At 36.6% G+C, this 20408-nt stretch carries 19 protein-coding genes; 10 read left to right on the top strand and 9 right to left on the bottom strand.

Features of this window, described 5'->3' with window-relative positions; genetic code table 11:
* The first annotated feature begins 146 nt into the window (after positions 1-146).
* Positions 147-1124 carry a glycosyltransferase family 2 protein gene (locus IEX65_RS20295; protein WP_188768791.1) on the top strand — a complete coding sequence of 326 codons (978 nt, stop codon included), beginning with the start codon at positions 147-149 and terminating at the stop codon, positions 1122-1124.
* Here IEX65_RS20295 and IEX65_RS20290 read toward each other — a convergent pair.
* The 6 genes from IEX65_RS20290 to IEX65_RS20265 all read right to left on the bottom strand — a co-directional run bounded on the left by IEX65_RS20290 (position 1105) and on the right by IEX65_RS20265 (position 6301).
* Positions 1105-2046, bottom strand: a complete 942-nt coding sequence (locus tag IEX65_RS20290; protein WP_188768789.1) for an energy transducer TonB — start codon at positions 2044-2046, stop codon at positions 1105-1107. The two genes, IEX65_RS20295 and IEX65_RS20290, sit on opposite strands and share 20 nt — an antisense overlap.
* Before the next feature lie 26 nt (positions 2047-2072).
* The gene (locus IEX65_RS20285; protein WP_188768785.1) at positions 2073-2342 is read right to left on the bottom strand and encodes a hypothetical protein; all 270 of its coding nucleotides are present in this window, start codon (positions 2340-2342) and stop codon (positions 2073-2075) included.
* Positions 2343-2421: 79 nt separating this feature from the next.
* Positions 2422-3753: a spinster family MFS transporter gene (locus tag IEX65_RS20280; RefSeq protein ID WP_188768782.1), complete on the bottom strand. Its 1332-nt coding sequence runs from the start codon at positions 3751-3753 to the stop codon at positions 2422-2424.
* A gap of 73 nt (positions 3754-3826) precedes the next feature.
* Positions 3827-4393 carry a DUF4126 domain-containing protein gene (locus IEX65_RS20275; protein WP_188768780.1) on the bottom strand — a complete coding sequence of 189 codons (567 nt, stop codon included), beginning with the start codon at positions 4391-4393 and terminating at the stop codon, positions 3827-3829.
* Between the two features lie 118 nt (positions 4394-4511).
* Complete coding sequence (locus IEX65_RS20270; RefSeq protein WP_188768779.1) at positions 4512-4751, bottom strand: hypothetical protein; 240 nt, start codon at positions 4749-4751, stop codon at positions 4512-4514.
* Positions 4752-4864: 113 nt separating this feature from the next.
* Positions 4865-6301 (bottom strand): NADP-dependent isocitrate dehydrogenase, encoded by a 1437-nt coding sequence (locus IEX65_RS20265; protein WP_188768776.1) that lies wholly within the window; start codon positions 6299-6301, stop codon positions 4865-4867.
* Between the two features lie 95 nt (positions 6302-6396).
* Here IEX65_RS20265 and IEX65_RS20260 point away from each other — a divergent pair, with 95 nt between their 5' ends.
* The 5 genes from IEX65_RS20260 (at position 6397) to IEX65_RS20240 (ending at position 10383) form a co-directional block, all read left to right on the top strand.
* Positions 6397-7320 carry a LysR family transcriptional regulator gene (locus IEX65_RS20260; protein ID WP_188768775.1) on the top strand — a complete coding sequence of 308 codons (924 nt, stop codon included), beginning with the start codon at positions 6397-6399 and terminating at the stop codon, positions 7318-7320.
* Between the two features lie 100 nt (positions 7321-7420).
* The gene (locus IEX65_RS20255; RefSeq protein ID WP_188768772.1) at positions 7421-8308 is read left to right on the top strand and encodes a S1 family peptidase; all 888 of its coding nucleotides are present in this window, start codon (positions 7421-7423) and stop codon (positions 8306-8308) included.
* A 115-nt stretch (positions 8309-8423) separates the two neighbouring features.
* Entirely contained in the window at positions 8424-8777 is a 354-nt protein-coding gene (locus IEX65_RS20250) for an RNA recognition motif domain-containing protein (protein WP_188768771.1), read from the top strand.
* Entirely contained in the window at positions 8774-10021 is a 1248-nt protein-coding gene (locus tag IEX65_RS20245) for a DEAD/DEAH box helicase (RefSeq protein ID WP_188768769.1), read from the top strand. Before IEX65_RS20250 ends, IEX65_RS20245 begins: the two co-directional genes overlap by 4 nt.
* Before the next feature lie 134 nt (positions 10022-10155).
* Positions 10156-10383 carry a VF530 family protein gene (locus IEX65_RS20240; RefSeq protein WP_188768767.1) on the top strand — a complete coding sequence of 76 codons (228 nt, stop codon included), beginning with the start codon at positions 10156-10158 and terminating at the stop codon, positions 10381-10383.
* Between the two features lie 63 nt (positions 10384-10446).
* On the opposite strand, the gene IEX65_RS20235 is transcribed toward IEX65_RS20240, so the two are convergent.
* Positions 10447-11394: a WG repeat-containing protein gene (locus IEX65_RS20235; protein ID WP_188768765.1), complete on the bottom strand. Its 948-nt coding sequence runs from the start codon at positions 11392-11394 to the stop codon at positions 10447-10449.
* 535 nt (positions 11395-11929) lie between these two features.
* On the opposite strand from IEX65_RS20235, the gene IEX65_RS20230 reads away from it, so the two are divergent.
* The 3 genes from IEX65_RS20230 (at position 11930) to IEX65_RS20220 (ending at position 13887) form a co-directional block, all read left to right on the top strand.
* Positions 11930-12121 carry a cold-shock protein gene (locus IEX65_RS20230; protein ID WP_188768763.1) on the top strand — a complete coding sequence of 64 codons (192 nt, stop codon included), beginning with the start codon at positions 11930-11932 and terminating at the stop codon, positions 12119-12121.
* A gap of 192 nt (positions 12122-12313) precedes the next feature.
* Positions 12314-13360 (top strand): coiled-coil domain-containing protein, encoded by a 1047-nt coding sequence (locus tag IEX65_RS20225; protein ID WP_188768761.1) that lies wholly within the window; start codon positions 12314-12316, stop codon positions 13358-13360.
* A complete protein-coding gene (locus tag IEX65_RS20220; RefSeq protein WP_188768759.1) occupies positions 13357-13887 on the top strand; it encodes a hypothetical protein in 531 nt (176 codons plus the stop codon). Before IEX65_RS20225 ends, IEX65_RS20220 begins: the two co-directional genes overlap by 4 nt.
* Before the next feature lie 61 nt (positions 13888-13948).
* On the opposite strand, the gene IEX65_RS20215 is transcribed toward IEX65_RS20220, so the two are convergent.
* Positions 13949-16243, bottom strand: a complete 2295-nt coding sequence (locus IEX65_RS20215; protein ID WP_188768758.1) for a WD40/YVTN/BNR-like repeat-containing protein — start codon at positions 16241-16243, stop codon at positions 13949-13951.
* Between the two features lie 156 nt (positions 16244-16399).
* Between IEX65_RS20215 and IEX65_RS20210 the strand changes: the two genes are divergently transcribed.
* Positions 16400-18526, top strand: a complete 2127-nt coding sequence (locus tag IEX65_RS20210) for a glycoside hydrolase family 97 protein (protein WP_188768757.1) — start codon at positions 16400-16402, stop codon at positions 18524-18526.
* Here IEX65_RS20210 and IEX65_RS20205 read toward each other — a convergent pair.
* Positions 18523-20298 (bottom strand): ABC transporter ATP-binding protein, encoded by a 1776-nt coding sequence (locus tag IEX65_RS20205; protein WP_188768753.1) that lies wholly within the window; start codon positions 20296-20298, stop codon positions 18523-18525. The genes IEX65_RS20210 and IEX65_RS20205 overlap by 4 nt on opposite strands.
* Between the last annotated feature and the right edge of the window lie 110 nt (positions 20299-20408).

Below are 20408 nucleotides of genomic sequence, written 5' to 3'. Positions count from 1 at the left end.
GCCTTTTTTATCCCGTAGGGATTGAATATCGGTAGAAAGATATAACACTATTCATTTATCATGCCGTAGGTATGAAACATTTTCGCCGAGAAGTTTCATATCTATATTCAATCCCTAAGGGATAGTTCAGAATTGATGAAAAAACGATGAAGTATTCAGTAATAACCCCCGTATATAACCGCCCCGAAGAAGTTAGAGAATTGCTTGAAAGTTTGAGCAAACAGACTTATAAAAACTTTGAAGTAATCATCATCGAAGATGGCTCGACTTTGAAGTGTGATGAGGTATGTGCGGCGTTTGAAGAAAAACTTGATTTGAAATATTTTTTCAAACCAAATTCTGGACAAGGTTTTTCTCGAAACTACGGCTTCGAGCGAGCAACAGGCGATTATTTTGTACAACTCGATTCTGATGCGATTATTCCCGAAAAATATTTCGAAATTGCAGATAATTCTTTGAAAGCCAGCTGGTTAGATGCCTACGGTGGCCCCGATGCCGCTCACAAAAGTTTTACCGATGTTCAGAAAGCCATCAATTATTCGATGACATCAGTTTTTACAACTGGCGGAATCAGAGGCAAGAAAAACAATGCTGGTGGACAGTTTCATCCACGCAGTTTTAATTTTGGAATCTCACGTAAAGTTTGGGAGGAAACTGGGGGCTATACCATGACTCGCATGGCCGAAGATATTGAGTTTAGTATCAGAATTTTATCGAAAGGCTTTAAAGTTGGCTTGATTGAAGAAGCCTTCATTTATCATAAAAGAAGAACTGATTTTGGTCAGTTCTTCAAACAATTGCATTTCTTTGGTCGTGGGCGTATCAATCTTGCCAGAATGTTTCCTTCGGAGCTCAAATTGGTGCATTATTTTCCGATGCTTTTCACACTCGGAGTTTTAGCTATTCCGATAATCTTCTTTATCGACAAAATATTATTCTTTATTGCCGTTTTCCTGCTCTTACTCTATATTATGATGATAGTGATTGACTCAGCAGTTCATAATAAAAGCCTAAAAATAGGCTTTTTGAGCGTAATTGCATGCTTTATTCAGTTAATGGGCTATGGCTTTGGTTTTATGCAGGAAAAGTTTCTTAAAGGAGAAGTTATTCTAAAACAAAATTAAAGGGCATTGTAAACCAATAATCCTCTTTAATTCCTCTTGTTTTACCACAATTCCAATTGCCATCCATTAACTTAACAACTCTGATAGCTTCTGAGTCACAATCCTGATAAATTCCTTTTAATACACTAATATCTGAAAGCGAATTGTCTGTTTTAATAGAAAATTTGATAAAGACTTTGCCTTGTCTGTTATATCTTTGAGCTGAGGCTGGATATTTCAAATTTGCTGAAATAAACTCATACATACTTTTTTTTCCTCCAATAAAAGATGGACTTTCTTTAATTTTATCGTAGATAATTTTCTTGTTATCGACTAAAATTTCTCCTTTCAGAAGTTCCCCTTTCTTATATTGTTCACTAAAACTATGGCCTTTGTATTTACCTTTACACTCTCCGTCTGGCAAACCATTTTTTAAGTTAACAACCAAAGTAGTTAAAGAGTCTGAGTATTGATATAAACCATTTCCTTTATCTATTACTTTCCTCCCAAAATTGTCCCAATTATCTAAAATTTTATATTCAAATAAATTCTTTTCATAATCGTTAAATTTAGAAAATATTTGAATTGTTTCTTTGGGTTTTCCATTCTCATCATAAGCTTTCCAAATGTCAACTTTAAAATTATCTTTATAAGTTCCTTCGTATTTTACATTACCATTTGGATAAAAATAAGTTGCACTTCCATTTGCTGATAAATAACCCTCCTTAGCATTACTTACATATTGATATGTTACGAATTTATGAGATGTTTTAATGTTGAAAAGTGTAACTTCTCCATCTTGTTTTAGCGAGTTTAATGCAAAATATTGTGCATCATCAGAAAAAACGATTGGTGTGTGTTCATCTGAAAAATAAACCGTATCAATTTGTGCAAAAGTAGAAAATGTATTTATTAACAACAGTAAAAGCAAAGTGTGCTTCATAAAAGTGTATTTTGGGTAAAATAATATCAAATAAAAACCTCCTGATTTTCAAGCACTTCTTCTTTCAAATCTTCAATGATTTTATCTAAACCTTCATACCAATCAAGGTGCAGAGAATGTGCTTCACAACCTCCTGCGTGCGGAACACAGGCTGTATATTGATGTTGTTTGTGGCAAGCTGGGCAGCGTGCAATTGTCTTGAAAGTATCCCAGATGTGGCCGCAATCGCATTGCCAATATTCTCCACCATCGGGTTCCCATTTACATTTTGGGCAACAAATCTTTATTTCACTCATAATTAATAATCAACGGACGACGGTCGGCAGTCCATAGTTTTTCTTTCAATCAACCGTCAAATTCACCAACACAAAAGACTCAATTTTGGTTTGAAACTGCCAAGTATTTTTTCAAATAATCAACACTTCTGACAAAAGGTTTCAGACCCAAATACAAACACAATGCCGATAATGAATAGCCTAAAAGTTGCGTAATAAAGATTGAATAGTGAATTTTATTTGGGTCGTTATAAACAGCATCATTGAGAAGACCAACGGTGAGCGGGCCAAAACCAAGTCCGATAATATTGACCACAAATAAGAAAAATGCTGAGAAAATTGCCCGCATTTTGTTAGGTACAATTTCTTGAATAGCCGCCGTTGCCGAACCGTAAGGAAACGAACTAAAAAAGCAAAATCCTGCAATAAAGTATATTCCAATGTTGATGTCTTCAATCAATAAACCAACTGTACAGAGAGAGGCAGCTATCATTCCTCTAAATCCTGCCAACATTTTGGCCTGAACCACACCTCTTTTTGTTAAATAATCAGCATACTTTCCGCCTGAAATTACACCCAAAGTTGAAAACACAGTCACCAAAATTCCAAATGTTACGCCAGCTTTGGTATCTGCCCAACCATGCACTCTACCGAGCATTGTTGGCACCCAATAGATACCCGCATAAGTAGCAAAAGCCATGAATGCCATACTAAAATTTAAGTATGAAAAAGTTTGTCGATTGGCTTTAAAGTAGGCAATAATCTCTTTGAAACTGCTTGTTTCGTTTATTTCTTTTTCAGAATCAAATTCAACTCGTTTGGGTTCTTTGATAGTCTGAACAAGAAAAACAATCAATATTCCTGGCAAACCAATGTAAAAGAAAATCATTTGCCATGAAAAAATTTCGCCAACGAATGGCAATACTATGTTTTCTTTTCCAATCATGGTTCTGAGAGCAGCACCAATTAAAATTGATAAGCCCGAACCTAAATAAATACCCATGTTATAAACACTTAGTGCAGTTGCCAGTTTTTTCTTCGGAAAATAATCAGAAATAATTGAGTATGCCGCTGGCGAAAGGGCGGCTTCGCCTATACCAACACCAACTCTTGCGAGAAAAAACAATGAATAACTACCAGCCATTCCACAAAAAACAGTCATAATACTCCAAACCAAAATTCCCCAGCTAATGATGCGTTTTCTATTCATTTGGTCGGCCATTAAACCAATCGGAATACCTACTAAAGTATAAAGAACTGCAAAACTTAACCCCATTAAAACACCCATTTGTGTATCTGAAATACCAAAAGAAGCTTTGATTGGCTTTACGAGTAGTGAAATGATTTGGCGGTCAATAAATGAAGAGATATAGGCAAGCAAAAGCACACCCACAACATACCACGCATAGCGTAGTGAAGGTTTGGTTTCCATGAGGCTTAGGTTTAGATTGTGTGTGGAAGTTAAGGTTTTTTGATGGTAAATTATAATTATTTTAATTAAAAATTTACTTATTCTTTGTTTGAAGACGTTTCAAAACCTTTTTTAGTAAAAATACAAAGAGTAAAACTCCAAGAACGGCAACCAAAACGGGTAACCAAAGCGTAAGAAGAGAGAAAATAACCGCAATCGAATTCTCAAAGGTAGCAAAGAAGGCATTGCCAAAACCGCCCGTAAATTTAGTAGAAGCAAGTCTCAGAAGTCCAGTTCCTGCTTGGATTGTGCCAGCCACGCCACCGCCAGCCAGAATTCCGAGTGTCCATTGGAGTTCGGGTGAATCTATTTTCAGAAATGAAGTCGTTAGTATTGTTCCTGCCACAAATGAAGCGGGCGTTGTGATGGTATCGAGCAAATTATCAACGACAGGAATATAATACGCCATGATTTCGGCCACTGTAGCTGCTCCCAAAATGTACGTAGCTGTTGGGCTACTCAACCATTCAAAACCGTTAGAAAGGTCAAGTGCATGAAATCGAGTAGCCAAATTAGCTACCAACATCGGTACAAATACCCGAAAACCCGAGCATGCACTCAGGGCAATTCCTACGGCAAGACTGATGATAAGTTCGGTCATGATTAAAAACAAGTAGATATTTTCGGAAGTAAAGCTAAGAAATTATTGCAGAAAATATGTATCAAACTGACTATAAAAAAGAATCGCAGAGCCTGCTGACTCTGCGATTTTGATTGACTTAGATTTCTATTGAAGCGTTTATATTTACGTTTTCGCCTTTCTTTTCGATGTATTGTCGTGCATCGAATAAGTCTTTTTGGAGTTGCTTTATTCGATTTTCACGCATTTTTATATCTTCTTCGTTATCGTTATTACCGATGATATTTTCGTGAAATTTCACTTTCGCATGAATCATCTGAGTTATTAGTTCGATGGCCTCTTTACCACCAAACTGCCCTTGAATAAGTTGTATATTCATCTAAAATGTAGGTTTAATTGGTTGTAAGTATTTAGTCGACAGTTTTAAAACCCATATTTGTTTGAAAATGAGTGTTTTAGATGACTGTTGACTGCCAACTATTGACTGATAAATTATTGTCCTTGACCCAACGAGAAGCCCATTTTACCATCGAACGTATAAAGATTTTCGGTTTTTACGGTATCAATACCTTTTTCGATAGCACCATTGAGCAGCTGAATAATGGCTTCTTTGCTCATCTGATTACCTTCGGTAGGCTTGAATCTACAACGCCAGTGGTCAGTGCAGAAAGTTTCTTCAAAACCTTCTGGCCAAACTTTGATTCCACGGTTGGTTATCATCGAAAGTTTCACTTCGTTGCTGTCGAGTGTTTGTACGATAGCAGCCAACTCATCTGGACTTTTACCTGTCCAGTGAACGAATAAATCAACACCGACCAACTCTTTTTTGGCTGGGGCTTTTCGCTCATATTTTGGTAGGTTAAGCGTAGCGTTTTCGGCATAACTTACTGATTTTAAAAGCTTTGGTTCTTGTCCAAGATTGGCAATTACTGCTTGGGCAAACTCTTTCGTACCAACTTTTTCTTTACTTACTCCTTCTTTAAAAACATCGTAAGTATGGATACCATCTTCGATAGTTTTTAGCCAAGCGTTTTGTACTTTTTCAGCAACTTTGGTTTGTCCGATGTGGTTAAGCATCATAATAGCTCCTTGCAAAAGTCCCGACGGATTGGCCAAATTTTGTCCTGCTCTACGAGGAGCTGAACCGTGGATTGCCTCAAACATGGCACATTCTTCACCGATGTTGGCCGAACCAGCCAAACCTACCGAACCAGCAATTTGAGCAGCCACATCGGAGAGTACATCGCCATAAAGATTTGGCATCACGATTACATCAAAAGCTTCGGGCGTGTCAGCCATTTTTGCTGCACCAATATCAATAATCCAATGCTCATTTTCAATTTCTGGGTATTCTTTCGCAATTTCATCGAAAACGTGGTGGAACAAGCCATCAGTTTGCTTCATAATATTATCTTTCGTGAAGCACGTAACTTTCTTACGGCCGTAGTGTTTAGCGTACTCGAAAGCATAACGCACGATTTTTTCGCAACCTGGGCGGCTGATAAGTTTCAAGCACTGAACCACCTCATCGGTTTGTTGATGTTCAATTCCTGCGTATAAATCTTCTTCGTTTTCACGCACAATAACCACATCCATAATCGGGTGTTTGGTAGCCACAAAAGGATGCAAGCTCATGCACGGACGCACGTTTGAGTAAAGCCCCAAAAATTTTCGGGTCGTTACGTTCAAACTTTTATAACCACCACCTTGAGGCGTTGTGATTGGTGCTTTCAAGAAAACCTTGTTGCGTCTGATTACGTCCCAAGATTCTTTGGCAATACCCGCAGTGTTACCAGCCAAATACACTTTTTCACCTACCTCAATTTCTTCGACTTCGATTTTTGCTCCTGCTGCCATCAAAATTTCAAGCGTGGCATCCATAATTTCTGGACCGATTCCGTCACCTTTTGCTACTGTAATTTTTGTCATTGCGTTTTGATTATTTTGATTTAACGCTGCAAAATTCTGAACAAAAATTCATTTGTTTTTATTTATATTTGTAATGATATACATAAACTATTATTATGAATTATACACTGCATCAATTACAGGTGTTTCTGAAAATCACGCAAACACAGAGCATCACAAAGGCTGCCGAAGAACTTTATCTCACTCAGCCAGCTGTATCAATTCAGCTAAAAAACCTGCAAGACCAATTTGAGATTCCACTCACGGAAGTGGTTGGTAGAAAGCTATTTATCACAGATTTTGGTATAGAAATAGCCGAAGCAGCCGAGAAGATTCTGAACGAAGTATATGCCATTAATTACAAAACAATGGCACACAAAGGCAAGCTAACAGGCCGCCTGAAAATCTCGGTTGTTTCGACTGGAAAATATGTAATGCCTTATTTTTTATCAGATTTTATTACCCGAAATGAAGGTATAGAATTGATGATGGATGTGACAAATCGGGCAAAAGTGATTGAAAGTTTGGAGAAAAACGAAGTGGATTTTTCGTTGGTTTCGGTGCTACCCGACAATCTGAAAGTTGAAAATATTGAACTATTACGAAATAAATTATTCTTGGTGGCTAATACCAAAACTAAGTTTGCTAAGAAAATATACGATAAAAATATTTTTGAGGAATTACCACTTATTTACCGAGAACAAGGCTCTGGTACAAGACTTGTGATGGAGCGGTTTATCGAAGAAAACAAATTACCTGTCAGAAAAAAAATGGAATTGACCTCAAACGAAGCCGTGAAACAGGCCGTTATTGCGGGATTGGGCTGCTCGATTATGCCATTGATTGGTATCAAAAACGAACTTCTACACGGTGATTTACAAATTATTCCAGTAAAAAACTTCCCAATTACTTCGGTTTGGAATTTAGTTTGGATGAAAAATAAAAGCTTCTCACCCGTAGCCGCTGCATTTTTGAAATATATCAATGAACAGAAAGAAGCTATCGTTCACGAAAGATTTGAGTGGTTTGAAAAATTTTGATACACGTTTTATCTTATGTTTGGCTCTTTTTTTGTGATAAAATTATCGTTTTCAAGAATTCTCTTTGTTACTTTGTGGCTTTACTGCTTTATTAAAAATTATGTTTGTTGATGCCATCGAAGAAGTTGGTCGATTTACTCGTCCGATTCAGTTTATTTCAAGAAATTATAACGAAACAATCGTGTCGCCTGGGGCGGCTACCATGTTTTTTGTCAACGAATTTTCTTGTGCCGTTACCTGCAAGCACGTCATTGATTTGATTGGAAATCGCACGAATATCAATCAAAAATATGCTAATTTTCGTCGAGAGCGTGCCGCCATTCCTCGCAATCATCAATACCAAAAATTTATCAAAGGACTCGAAAATAAGTATGATTATACACCCGAAACGATTGTTGAACTCAACGAACGTTTTCTTGATTGCACAGCCGACCCAACGCTTCGTTTTCGCTGGATAAACCACCCAAAATATGATTTAGCAATTATTATTTTTGAGCAGTTTCAGCAGCCATTGTATCAGTCTTACGCTCGATTTATGAAAGATAGTTCGGGTTTGAAGCAAGGAAAGTCGCTTTGCCGACTCGGTTATCCATTTCCCGAATTTACCAACTTTCAATACAATCCCGAAGCTGACGAAATTTCGTGGACAAACAGCGGAATCATCGGCACACCACGCTTCCCGATTGATGGAATGTTGACAAGGCATTTAGTCGAAAATAACGAACTTTATGGCGTTGAACTAAGCACCCCAGGCTTGCGTGGACAAAGCGGTGGCCCACTTTTCGACCGAAATGGTGTGGTTTGTGGCATGCAAAGCAAAACCAATGCTCTTCACTTAGGTTTCGATATGCACAATGCTTCGCACAACGTAAACGGCAAAACTATCAAAGTTAATAATCAGCCTTTTCTGCACGTTGGGCATTGTATTCACGTAGATATTATCAAATCATTTTTGGCTCAAAATGGTATTAAATTCTATGAAGTATAGAGAGGTATAATGATAAATATTTAATGAAATACCTTGCTATTTTCCTCTTTTCCTGTAAAATCAAAGATTTCATTCAAAAATCCGTACTTTTGTAAAATAATAATAAAAACAAACGATGGATATTTTTGTAGGCAGTTTACCTTTCAAACTCAAAGAGAAAGAATTAAAAGAACTTTTTGAAAAGTTTGGAGAAGTAACATCGGCCAAAATTGTAAAAAGTAAATCTACACGCCAAAATAAAGGTTTTGGGTTTGTGGATATGCCCAATGAAGAAGAAGTACGTAAGGCCATATTTGAGTTAAATGGTTTCGAGATAATGGGGCGTAATATTGAAGTGAGTTTATCGGAGAAAAAAGATAAGTCAAAAGCAAAATCTACTAAAGCACCAAAGTTAAATTCGCAAGGAAAGTTATTTGTGAAAGACACTTACAAACCTTTCAAAGGAATAGATAAACGAGGAAAACGATGAAATTCGACGATTATAGTATTTCGCACGAACTCAAAAAAAATATTGCTGAATTAGGCTTCAAACGCCCGACTGATATTCAGTTTAAGTCTATTCCACCGATTCTGAAAGGTGAAGATGTGTTAGCAATTGCTCAAACAGGTACAGGAAAAACCGCTGCTTTTGCCATTCCGATAATCAGTATTTTGCAAGAAATGAAGCACTCGGTGCGATACGAAGAAGGCGTAAAGTGCATTGTGCTTGAGCCAACCCGTGAGCTGGCTTTACAAGTAACCGAAGTTTTTCAGAAAATGGCAAAAGGTACAAAAGTTGAAACGCTTTGCCTTTTTGGTGGTGTTGACCAAGCTCCTCAAGTAGATAAACTCGTGAAAGGCGTTGATATTCTGATTGCTACCCCAGGCCGAATGTTTGATTTGATTTACCAAAAACACCTAAAAATCACTGGCGTTGAAATCTTAGTGCTTGATGAAGCAGACCACATGCTTGATTTGGGTTTTATCAAAGATATTCAGGATGTAAAGAAGTTTTTGCCCAAATTTCATCAAACGCTATTCTTTTCGGCAACCATCAACGAGCAAATCAAAAAAGTAGCTTACTCGTTGGTCAGAAATGCTATCCGTATTCAACTATCGCCTAAAGACCCTGTTGCCAAAAATATCAAGCACTCGGTAGCTTTCGTGGAAATGGATGATAAACGTTTCTTCTTGGAAAGAGTCATTAACGAAAATCCCGAAAGTAAGATTTTGGTTTTTGTGCGTACGAAAGTGCGTGCTGAAAGAGTCAAATCTGCCATGCAAAGAGTGGGAATTGAAAGTGAAACAATTCATGGCGATAAAGAGCAACTCGACCGCCTATCGGTGTTAGATAAATTCAGAAGTGGTGAAGTTAAAATACTGATAGCCACTGATGTAAGTGCCAGAGGAATTGATATTCCGAATGTAGATTATGTAGTAAATTATGATTTGCCCGATGTGCCAGAAAACTACGTGCATAGGGTAGGGCGTACGGGTCGAGGAATGCAAAAAGGTTTGGCAGTTTCGTTTTGTGCAACTGAAGAAAAACCGATTCTCGACGAAATCGAAGGCTTTATGGGTAAGAAAATCAGAGTTTTGGAGCTTGACAAGCAAGAATACAACGAAACGATTGATTTCTCGAAAGATACAACCAATTATGATTTGAAAGCTTTGCTCAAAGAAGCCGAAGAATTGGACGCATTAAAGAAAAAGACAAAAAAGAAGAAAAAATAATTATTGATTGGAAAACTGGTTATAGGAAAATTAGGGAATTAGTTATTGGAAAGTTATAGAAATTAGCTTCCTAATAATAAGTAACCAATTTCCCGATAACTGATTTCCCAATAACCAGTAACGAGTCACCATCAATGAACGAACAACCCAACAATCCGCTGCACGGCATTACGCTCGAAAGAATAGTAAGAGAACTCAGAGATTATTACGGCTGGGACCAAATGGCCTATCACGTGAATGTAAATTGCTTTGCTAATAACCCATCGTTGAATTCGAGTCTGAAGTTTTTACGTAAGACCGATTGGGCGAGAAAAAAAGTAGAGAAATTATACCTAAGAATGATTGAAGAACAAAAAGGCTAAAAAGAAACCGCCCCAAACTCGAGGCGGTTTTAAATTTTTACTTATTCGGGCTACTAAAAGAATTTATTTCGAAGCTAAAATTAACTTAGCGTGTTCAGCATTTGCAGCAATGATTTCGTTGCCTTTTTGATTGATATAACCCAATTTTCCTTCTTTGCGATACATCGCAACTCCCTCATTAAACGAATCAAGCATATCATATCGAGGTGAAATAATTTCTCTACCATTGTGATTGATAATACCATATTTATCTTCGTCCAAAACGATAGCAATACCATTACTAAAGCCACGAATATCATCGTATTTAGGCGATACAATCATTTTTCCTGCTTTGTTGATTACACCGTATTTATCGCCCAGCTTAACCGCTGCTAAGTTTTCTTCAAATGCACTTGCCATTTGGTATTGCAGTTCAATCACTTCTTTACCCGATTTGTCGATAAAACCATATTTCCCGTCAATCATTACAGTGGCAAGTCCCTCTGAAAATGGTAATGAAAAATCATATTTAGGAGCGATAATTTGTTCGCCTTGTTTGTCGATGTATCCGTTTTTACCGTTTACACTTATAACAGCTAAGCCGTTGCTAAAGCCCATGGCAAACTGATATTGAGGTTTGATAACTTCTTCACCTGCCTCATTAACAAAACCATATTTAGACCCGCTTCTTACGAGAGCCAAACCATCCGAGAAAACCTCGCACATATCGTACTTAGTGTCAATAATGGTAGTACCATTTTTGCGAATAATACCATATTTATTTTTGATTCTTACGACTGCATATTCGCCTTCAAAATCATTTACATAATCATAAATACACGGAACTTTAATCGTACCTGTTTTGTCAATAAATCCAAATTTCCCTTGAGAACTAATCTTGGCGTAGCCTTCCTTGAAACGAAGAGATTCCTCTTGTCCGAAAGCCATAGCGTAGGCGAAGAATGCCAGCATCAACAATAGAATTACTTTTCTATAAGCTGCGAGAGCGTTAAACAAGTATTGAGTATTCATGATTTTATAAAGGGTTTTAATAAGTATAGCAATACATATCTTAGACCAAACTATATGCCAAAAAAATATTGAACGGTGGTGACTTTTGTTTTAGAAGTTCGTCTTATAGTGTTAATACCGTTTAAATGCTCGTAAATAGCTCATTTTAAAGCATATTTTGCCGAAGGTTATACGCAGTTCCCTGAAATCTTATAAATATTTTTTTATAAACAGGCTTTTTTGAGGCTAATTGAAGAGTGTTTTGCAGGTAAATTATGCAATTGGCGTGATTTTTGATAAAGTATTTTCACCTACAAAATTGTGATGTTTTCTTCTCTAAATATTTCTATCAATAATATATCAATTTTCATGATAAATAACTGATTGATTATCAGTCTTTTATTATTACTTAATAATACGCTAATGACAAAGTCTATCTGAAAGTGGATAATATTTGCGGATATTTTGAAAAAAAAGAGAGAAAAATCAAATTTATGTTTGATTACAAATTTATTTACCTACATTTGTGTCTTTAAGTACTAATACAAATACAATAATGTCTAACGGAACAGTAAAGTTTTTCAATGAAACCAAAGGATTTGGTTTTATCAAAGTAAATGGCTCAAACCAAGAAGTATTCGTTCACGTGTCTGAATTAAAAGACCAAATCCGTCAGGATGACGAAGTTACTTTCGACATCCAAGAAGGAAAAAGAGGTTTAAACGCCGTTAACGTAAAATTAGCATAATTATATCATCACTTCGGTGAGTAGAATTATATAATTTACAGAAAGCCCCCGATGCGTCGGGGGCTTTTTTTGTGCGTAATTTTCTGATAATCAGGGTAGTACCGATAAATAAAAATGGGTTGGAGGTTTGGGTTAGGGTTTGTAGGTTTGGATGAGAAACTCAGAACTAAAACCTAAACTTATAGTATAAGAATGAAAAAAAGAATACTTCTGCAAGTGAGCTTGTTATTGCTATCTCAATGGTGTCTTGCTCAATCATCCATTTCAGAATTTAATAGAAAAGACCCCGTAAAATTAGAAAAAAAAGAGGAAGATAACCGCAAGTCAGAAAGGACTATTATGATTTATGGCAACCCAATTAAGATGAACGAACTTAGGGTTTCGGGAATAGATACCAATTTCTTAAATTCAAGATTAGATCAAGAAGCTTTGAGAGAATTGAATGATTCAATTTCAAATATTTATCAACTGTTAAATTCACAAGCAATTGAGAGCCAAAAGGCAATCAACAAAAAAGAAAAAGATATAAAAGAGATTATAGCAATCAATAAAAAAATGCAGAACTCAATTAAGGAATTGCAAGAAAAAAGGGATGACTTACAGAGATTAGTTGAAAAAACTAACAAAATTATGCTAATGCAGAAGGATAGTCTTCAGCGAGTACAAAGCAAATTAATAGAAAATAGAAATGCTATATCAACTAACTTCGTTGGTCTTGCAAGAGTGCGATATTTTGAAACTGCAAAGGATTTAGAAAAACAATATACAGAATTAAAAGCAAAAGTCGATGATATAAAAAAGACATTTGAGAAAGACTCAATTGTAAGTAAAGATGATATTAAAAAAAAAATCTTGAAAGATACATTATTAGCTGTTAGTAAGAACATTATAAAAATAGATAATTTTAGAGATACCTTGACTCTATCTATTGGTAATGACACTGCAATAGTAAACATTAGGAGGATGGAAGGAATAAGGAAAACCAGTAATCAGTTGATTCAGGCATCTTATTCAAAATTAGATGCTTTGTATTTACTCAAAAGTGTAAGCAAAGTTGATGATAATGATAATATTACTTCACTAATTGAAACCTTACCATCAATTGTTGCTACTTCGGCTTTTTTTGTTCCGACTGTCAGTTTATTGGGAAGCTTTACAAAAAATTTTCTGCTAATGTTCAGATATTTAGAGGCACTGCTAATGCCGATACTACCCAATTTGATAATCTTCGAAAATTGATTGAACCTAATGCCAGTAATTTTGGAATAAATCTAAGTATTTTTAAAGCTTTTGATATAAAAGATGATGATAGTAAACGGTTTTTAGGTGCTTATTTGAAGAATTATTTTTTGTTTAAAGATTTACCCAATCAAAAAACAATTCAAACAAAATCAAAGGAAGGTAGTAAGGTAATAAATACGGCATTTATTCAGATAAATGGTGGAATTGAGTTTGCTCCAGTTCCTAAAATCAGAGATGTTTTTACCGTATATTCTGGGGGTAATTTGATTTGGAACTTAAATCAGTATGATAATTTTAAAAGTTATTTTCAGAACAATACAAAAAAAGTTCAATATTATTTTAACACTGGTTTCCGTTTCTCAATACCTTTAGCAGTGGATGCTGGAAAAATTTCAAATAGTTTATTAGTTGTTGATATAAATTGTTTATTTGTTAATCAAAGTTTAAGACAATTGCATAATATATCAGATTCTGTAATTCCTGTAATGAGTTTAGGTATTAAAAAGAGCATTGCCAAACTTTAAATGATAATTTGCCAGTTGATTGTAAAATCAACTGGCAAATTACAATACTTAGAATTGTAGTTCACCTCTCCAGCACCCAAACCCCACGGCCATAGGTAGCAATTACCATCTTATTATCTCGTGGGTGAATGAAAAGGTCTTGTACCGAAACACTTGTTGGCAAATTTGCCTGCATTGATTGCCAACTTTTACCGCCATTTTTTGTGGTATAAATGCCCAAATCTGTTCCACAGTAGAGAATTGAAGCATTGAAAGGGTCTTCTCGAATTACGTTTACTGGTGAGGTAGGTAAATCCCCCACAATACTTACCCAAGTTTTTCCAAAATCAGTTGATTTATAAATATATGGTTTGATATTATCTTCTCGGCGGTCGCTGAGGGTGATGAAGACTGTGCCGTCTTTTGTTTTTGATGCTTCGAGTCTCGAAACGTGGACGTTTTGAGGTAAACCAGCCATTATTTTTGTCCATGTTTTGCCGTCATCGGTGGTTAGATGTACGTTTCCGTCGTCAGTGCCTACATATAAAGTGCCTTGCTTAAATGGCGACTCTGCCAAAGCCGTAATGGCTTGGTGAGCAATGGCATACGGTAATTTACCCATTCGGTTTTTATCATTCGTAGTCAAATCTGGACTGATACGTTTCCAAGTTTCGCCCATATCGGTTGATTTGAACAAATATTGCATTCCGTGGTAAATCGTGTGATTATCGAAGTTAGAAATGTGTGTATAGGCCAACCATTCGCCTCGATGTGTTTCTTCGTCTTCGGCTTTTTTAATTGTAATATTCTTGATTCGTTCTTTGCCTTCTTTAGTCAAATCTCCTCGTTGGATTCTGCCATAAAAAGCACTCGAATACGTAATATTTGGGTCTTTTGGGTCAATCGCAATAATGCTACCTTCGCCACCTGGCACAAAATGCCAGCCATTTTTCTTATCATTAATTCCACTTCCTGCTTGCCACGATACGTTTGCACCCATCGAACCTTCGTCTTGTACTGAACCGTGAATATTGAATGGTGTTGCCATATCATACGAAACATTATAGAACTGAGTTGTTGGAATTTCCTTGAAGAAGTTCTTCCAAGTTTTACCGCCATCATACGTAACTATGATACCTCCATCGTTTGAAATCAAGATATAATTTGTGTCTGATGGGTCAATCCAAAGGCCATGATTATCACCGTGAATGCGGGTGTTTTCACTTTTGATAATCTTCCAAGTTATGCCCGCATCTTCCGACTCAGCGGTGTTAATTCCCATAATAAAAATCTTGTTTTCATTAATTGGGTCAACTCTTATTTGACTAAAAACCCAGCCATACGTTCCGCCAAATGTTTCCATTTGCTTGTCATTTTCGCTCATTTTTGTCCAAGATTCGCCTTTATCGGTGCTTTTATAGACTTCTGCTCCTAAAATAACCAGTTCTTTCGGACGGCCATACGAATCGAGTTCCCCTTCGTTGCCTTGACGTTTTGGTGTGTGATTATCAACGTAGGCGTACAAAACATTTGGTTTTGAAGCACACATTGCTAAGCCGATTCTACCAGTGTTTTTGGTATCTGGCAAACCATTCTTGATTATTTTCCAAGTTTTGCCTGCATCAGTCGATTTGTAGAGATAATCGCCGTCTTCGGGGGTTGGGTCGCTCCAACGTTTACGAATTCTATTCCACATCGAGGCATAAAGTGTATTGGGTTCTGATGGGTCAATCAATAAATCTATACAACCCGTTTTCTCGTTTTGATACAAAACTTTACTCCAAGTTTTACCGCCATCGGTTGTTTTATAAACTCCTCGGTCGGCATTATAACTCCATTCATTGCCACTTGCTGCTACATAAACAATATCAGGATTTGTCGGGTGAATAACCACACGAGCAATGGTTGAAGTATTTTCAAGTCCGAGGTGCTGCCAAGTTTTTCCTGCATCGCTTGATTTGAATACTCCCATTCCTGGCAATGAAGCTCGAAGAATATTAGCTTCGCCAGTGCCAACATAAATAACATTAGGATTTGATTTTGACACTGCAAAATTTCCGATTGATTGAGTACCGATTTCGTCCATCAAAGGCTTCCAGGTTTTGCCTGCATCTTCGGTTTTCCAGAAACCACCTGTAGCAAAACTTGCGTAAATGATATTTTTATTGCCTTCAATTCCCCAGACATCGGTTGCACGGCCGCTTGTATTATCGGGGCCGAGGAGTCGCCAATTTAGATTTTTATACGGAGATTTTTTGACCAATTCGGCGTGTTTCTGAAAGACCATCTTTCGGTCAATACCTGTCGATGCACGGTTATTTTGTGCAATGATTTGCTGATGAATGAAAATCGCCAAAAAGAGCGTAAGTTTTTTCATGTTTAGGTTTGTTAGGGTGAAGGAACAATGTGTCGAATATAAATCTAAAATATGAAAAGAAGAAATGTTACCAAGTAAAGATATTGTTTTGAATTATGATGGAGTTTTTAGAACAGATTCAATACTTTTGCATAATTATCTATTGATTGTATAAATATGAATGTATTTCGCTGTTTTATAATATTACTACTTGTTTTTTCACTGAATGTCTCTGCCCAAAATCAATGGCAAGTTACTTCTCCAAATGGGCAACTTCAAGCTAAAATTACTCTTAATGAATTTGGAATTCTTTATTATTCGGTTGATTATATCGAAAATTCGATAAATACACAAGTAATACAATCTTCCATGTTAGGTGTTGAAAGAGCTGATGAAAATTTCATTGGAAATCTTACCTTCGAAAGTATTACGAACCAAGTGATTAATGAAAATTATTCAATGGTTTCGGGAAAGCAATTGAGCTTACAAAACTATGCCAATGAAATAACCATAACATTCGTGAAGTTTAGTAAAAAGCTTTCCTTGATTTTTAGAGCCTATAATGATGGAATTGCATTTAGGTATTATTTCCCTGAAACATCAAATAATAATTATACTGTTAGAGGCGAGCATACAAGAGTTAAACTTGCATCATCTGCTGGCAAAGCTTGGATGCAACCTTATGATGTAGTACCCTATTACGAAAAAAGGATTAACGAGTATAATATAGGACAAGATTCGCCAAGTGAAGCGGGATGGGCCTTTCCTGCGTTATTTAATACCAATAATTATTGGGTACTTGTCAGTGAGTCAGATGTTAGTCGAAACAACTATGTATCACACATTAATCGTTATGTAGGTAGTGGTGACTACAAAATTGATGCACCTATTCAAGGTGACTTTAAACCTAATATTACAAATAGTGCTACGTCAACTTTACCTTGGGCTTTGCCTTGGCGAGTGCTAATTATTGGAAAATCACCGAGTACAATTATTGAGTCAAATTTAGTTAATCACTTAGCTACTTCATTAAGTAATACCACTGATACAAGTTGGATTAAATCAGGGGTTGGACTTTGGAGTTGGTGGTCAGATTTGGGTAGCCCTACAAATTATCAACGTCAGCGAGAATATATAAAAGCAGCCGATAGCCTTGGTTTGAAACACATTGTTGTTGATGGAACTTGGGAAGTAATGGGGGAAACAAATTTCAGAAACTTAATTAGTTTTGGAGATAGTCTGGGAGTTAGCGTGTGGAATTGGTATGATGCAGGAGGTTTATGTGAACAAACATTTGGCTCGGATTGTAATTTAATGCGTGACCGAAACAGAAGACGTGCCGAATTTGCTAAAATTCATGAATGGGGAGTAGTTGGTATCAAACTCGATTTTTTCATGAGTGATAAACAAGAATTCATAAAGTTGTATTTTGATATATTAGAAGATGCTGCCGAATTTAAATTGTTAGTGCTTATGCACGGTTGTACGATTCCGCAAGGTTGGCAGCGTCGTTTTCCTAATTTACTATCATCAGAAGCAGTAGAAGGTAACGAGATGCTGCTTTTTAGGGAGGAATTTCGTTATGATTCCCCGCATCATAACGTCAATATAGCTTTTACTCGAAACGTCATTGGTTCAATTGATTTCACACCTGGAGTATTAAGTACGGATAGAGTTTTTCATAATACAACCACGGCTCATGAATTAGCACTTTTGAGTGTTTTTGAAACTGGTTTCACTACTCTTGCTGACCGTTATCAGAGTTATCTCCAATTACCAGCTATTGCAAAAGATATTATCGGGACAATGCCAGTAGCATGGGATGAAACCAAGTTTATTGAAGGCATTCCTGACAATTATATCGTTTTGGCACGTCGAAAAGGGGACACTTGGTATGTTTCAGGCATCAACGGAAAGAGTACGTCACGTAGTGTAACAATTTTACCCACATTTCTTCAAACAGGAAACTATCAAAAGCAAATGTTGATTGATGGGGCTGATGCTCGCCAAGTAAATGTTAGTCAAGAAAATTTTCAGTCGAATGGGCAAATACCTATTACAATGCTTCCTTACGGGGGTTTTACAGTTGTATTGAAAACAAGCTGCCCGAATGAGTTAAATCTTGTACAAGGAATTAATGCGACAACAATTCCTTATACAGCACAGACTATTCAAGCATCAAATATTGTTGGAAGTAGTGCCAATGCAGTTTATTCAGCCAATAAATTTATCCAACTCAATGCTGGATTTTCTGCCCAAATGGGAAGTGTATTTAAGGCCGAAATTGGAGGCTGTACTAATTAAACCAACACCTCTTTATACTGCATATTATATAGATTAGCGTAGAAACCATCAAGTTTCAGCAGTTCTTCGTGGCTTCCTTCTTCCATGATTTGACCTTTGTCGAGAACGATGATTTTATTGGCTTTTTGAATCGTGCTTAGGCGGTGAGCAATTACTATTGAAGTACGTCCACGCATCAATTTATCAATGGCATTTTGAATCAATTCTTCGGTTTCGGTATCGACTGATGAAGTGGCTTCGTCTAAGACAATGATTTTCGGGTCATGTACCATAGCTCGCACGAATGAGATAAGTTGGCGTTGCCCAACTGAAAGCGTCGCTCCACGTTCTTGAACGTTATAGTCGTAGTCGTTCGGTAATTGCATAATAAAATCGTGTACGCCTACGAGTTTGGCAGCTTCCACAATTTTTTCTCTCGAAATACTGCTATCGCCCAGTGTAATGTTGTTTTCGATGGTATCAGAAAATAAAAATACATCTTGCAAAACTACACCGATTTGTTCACGCAAGCTCCGTAATTCGTATTCTTTTACGTCTTGATTATCAATCAAAATGTGTCCTTTATTTATGTCATAAAACCTTGATAATAAATTAATTATCGAAGATTTTCCTGCACCAGTTGCACCTACAAAAGCAACGGTTTCGCCATGATTTACATTGAATGAAATATCTTTCAAAACATAATTTTCATCATTATAAGCAAACCAAACATTCTTAAACTCGACTTCACCTTTCAGGTTGGCTTTTTTAGAACCATCATTGGCTGTGTAATCATCGCTATCCAATAATTTCAGAATTCTGTCCGTACTCACAATTCCCATTTGAAGCGTATTCATTCTATCGGCAATCATTCTGATTGGACGAAAGAAAATATTGATAAACATAATGAAAGCCGTAACCGTACCGTAAGTTACTTCGGCATTGAGCATCTGTTTTGCCCCAAACCAAACCACCAAACCCGTCCCCAAAGCTGCAATTACCTCTGCAACTGGATAATAGATTGAGTAGTACATGATTGATTTAATGTTTTCATCACGGTGTTTGGTATTGATGGCGTGAAATTTATCAAACTCGATTTTCTCAGAATTAAAAATCTGCACAATGCTCATTCCTGTAATGTGTTCTTGCACAAAAGAGTTGAGATTTGAAACAGCATTACGCACTTCATTGAAAGATTTTTTTACTTTTTCCTTGAAAACATAAGTACTCACCAACATAAACGGAATCGTACAAAGACTAATCAGCGAAAGTCGCCAATCGGTGTAGAACATTACCGAAATGATAAGAACCAATTGCAAAATATCGCCCGCAATGGCTGCAATACCATCGCTAAAAACATCGGCCAGTGTTTCAATATCCGAAATTGTACGAGTAACGAGTCTGCCAATAGGCGTATCATCGAAGAATTTTAAACGTAAATGCAGGATTTTATGGTAAAGTTGCACCCGAATATCACGAATGATATTCTGCCCGAGCCAGCCAGCCAAATAAGTATTGGTAAATTGTATGAGTGATTGTACTACCAAAAGACCAATCATAATAGCCATCATTTTAGCAAGACCAGTATAATTACCTGCCGAAACTGGGCCGTCAATCGTTTGGCGAATCAGCAAAGGTAGGGCAGGGGCTAAGGCAGCACCGAGCATGATTGTCAGCACCAAACTATAAAACTTAACATTATAAGGCTTAATAAATTGGAAAAGTCGTTTGAGAATTTCCAAATCGAAGATTTTGCCAGAGGGTGAAGTTTCGTTTTTTTGTATTTCCGCCACAGATATTATTTATTGAAAGTATCAATTATTTAACCGATTTTGATGCTCAATAGTTTCAAAATGACTGTTTTATCCTGTAAAATTTGTGCCGATTGAGACTTAATTGTGTC

The organism is Emticicia aquatilis, assembly GCF_014644295.1.
In the GTDB taxonomy this organism is placed as follows: Bacteria; Bacteroidota; Bacteroidia; order Cytophagales; family Spirosomataceae; genus Emticicia; species Emticicia aquatilis.
The sequence above is the reverse complement of the archived record's forward strand: the minus strand, read 5'-3'. Positions and strand labels throughout refer to the sequence as shown.

What these genes read in the sequence shown, in the direction of transcription:
- IEX65_RS20270 (WP_188768779.1), bottom strand. Translation starts at nt 4,751, where the DNA reads ATGAATATACAACTTATTCAAGGGCAGTTTGGTGGTAAAGAGGCCATC.
- IEX65_RS20285 (WP_188768785.1), bottom strand. Translation starts at nt 2,342, where the DNA reads ATGAGTGAAATAAAGATTTGTTGCCCAAAATGTAAATGGGAACCCGAT.
- IEX65_RS20260 (WP_188768775.1), top strand. Translation starts at nt 6,397, where the DNA reads ATGAATTATACACTGCATCAATTACAGGTGTTTCTGAAAATCACGCAA.
- IEX65_RS20280 (WP_188768782.1), bottom strand. Translation starts at nt 3,753, where the DNA reads ATGGAAACCAAACCTTCACTACGCTATGCGTGGTATGTTGTGGGTGTG.
- IEX65_RS20290 (WP_188768789.1), bottom strand. Translation starts at nt 2,046, where the DNA reads ATGAAGCACACTTTGCTTTTACTGTTGTTAATAAATACATTTTCTACT.
- IEX65_RS20295 (WP_188768791.1), top strand. Translation starts at nt 147, where the DNA reads ATGAAGTATTCAGTAATAACCCCCGTATATAACCGCCCCGAAGAAGTT.
- IEX65_RS20275 (WP_188768780.1), bottom strand. Translation starts at nt 4,393, where the DNA reads ATGACCGAACTTATCATCAGTCTTGCCGTAGGAATTGCCCTGAGTGCA.
- IEX65_RS20245 (WP_188768769.1), top strand. Translation starts at nt 8,774, where the DNA reads ATGAAATTCGACGATTATAGTATTTCGCACGAACTCAAAAAAAATATT.
- IEX65_RS20225 (WP_188768761.1), top strand. Translation starts at nt 12,314, where the DNA reads ATGAAAAAAAGAATACTTCTGCAAGTGAGCTTGTTATTGCTATCTCAA.
- IEX65_RS20265 (WP_188768776.1), bottom strand. Translation starts at nt 6,301, where the DNA reads ATGACAAAAATTACAGTAGCAAAAGGTGACGGAATCGGTCCAGAAATT.
- IEX65_RS20235 (WP_188768765.1), bottom strand. Translation starts at nt 11,394, where the DNA reads ATGAATACTCAATACTTGTTTAACGCTCTCGCAGCTTATAGAAAAGTA.
- IEX65_RS20240 (WP_188768767.1), top strand. Translation starts at nt 10,156, where the DNA reads ATGAACGAACAACCCAACAATCCGCTGCACGGCATTACGCTCGAAAGA.
- IEX65_RS20250 (WP_188768771.1), top strand. Translation starts at nt 8,424, where the DNA reads ATGGATATTTTTGTAGGCAGTTTACCTTTCAAACTCAAAGAGAAAGAA.
- IEX65_RS20255 (WP_188768772.1), top strand. Translation starts at nt 7,421, where the DNA reads ATGTTTGTTGATGCCATCGAAGAAGTTGGTCGATTTACTCGTCCGATT.
- IEX65_RS20210 (WP_188768757.1), top strand. Translation starts at nt 16,400, where the DNA reads ATGAATGTATTTCGCTGTTTTATAATATTACTACTTGTTTTTTCACTG.
- IEX65_RS20230 (WP_188768763.1), top strand. Translation starts at nt 11,930, where the DNA reads ATGTCTAACGGAACAGTAAAGTTTTTCAATGAAACCAAAGGATTTGGT.
- IEX65_RS20215 (WP_188768758.1), bottom strand. Translation starts at nt 16,243, where the DNA reads ATGAAAAAACTTACGCTCTTTTTGGCGATTTTCATTCATCAGCAAATC.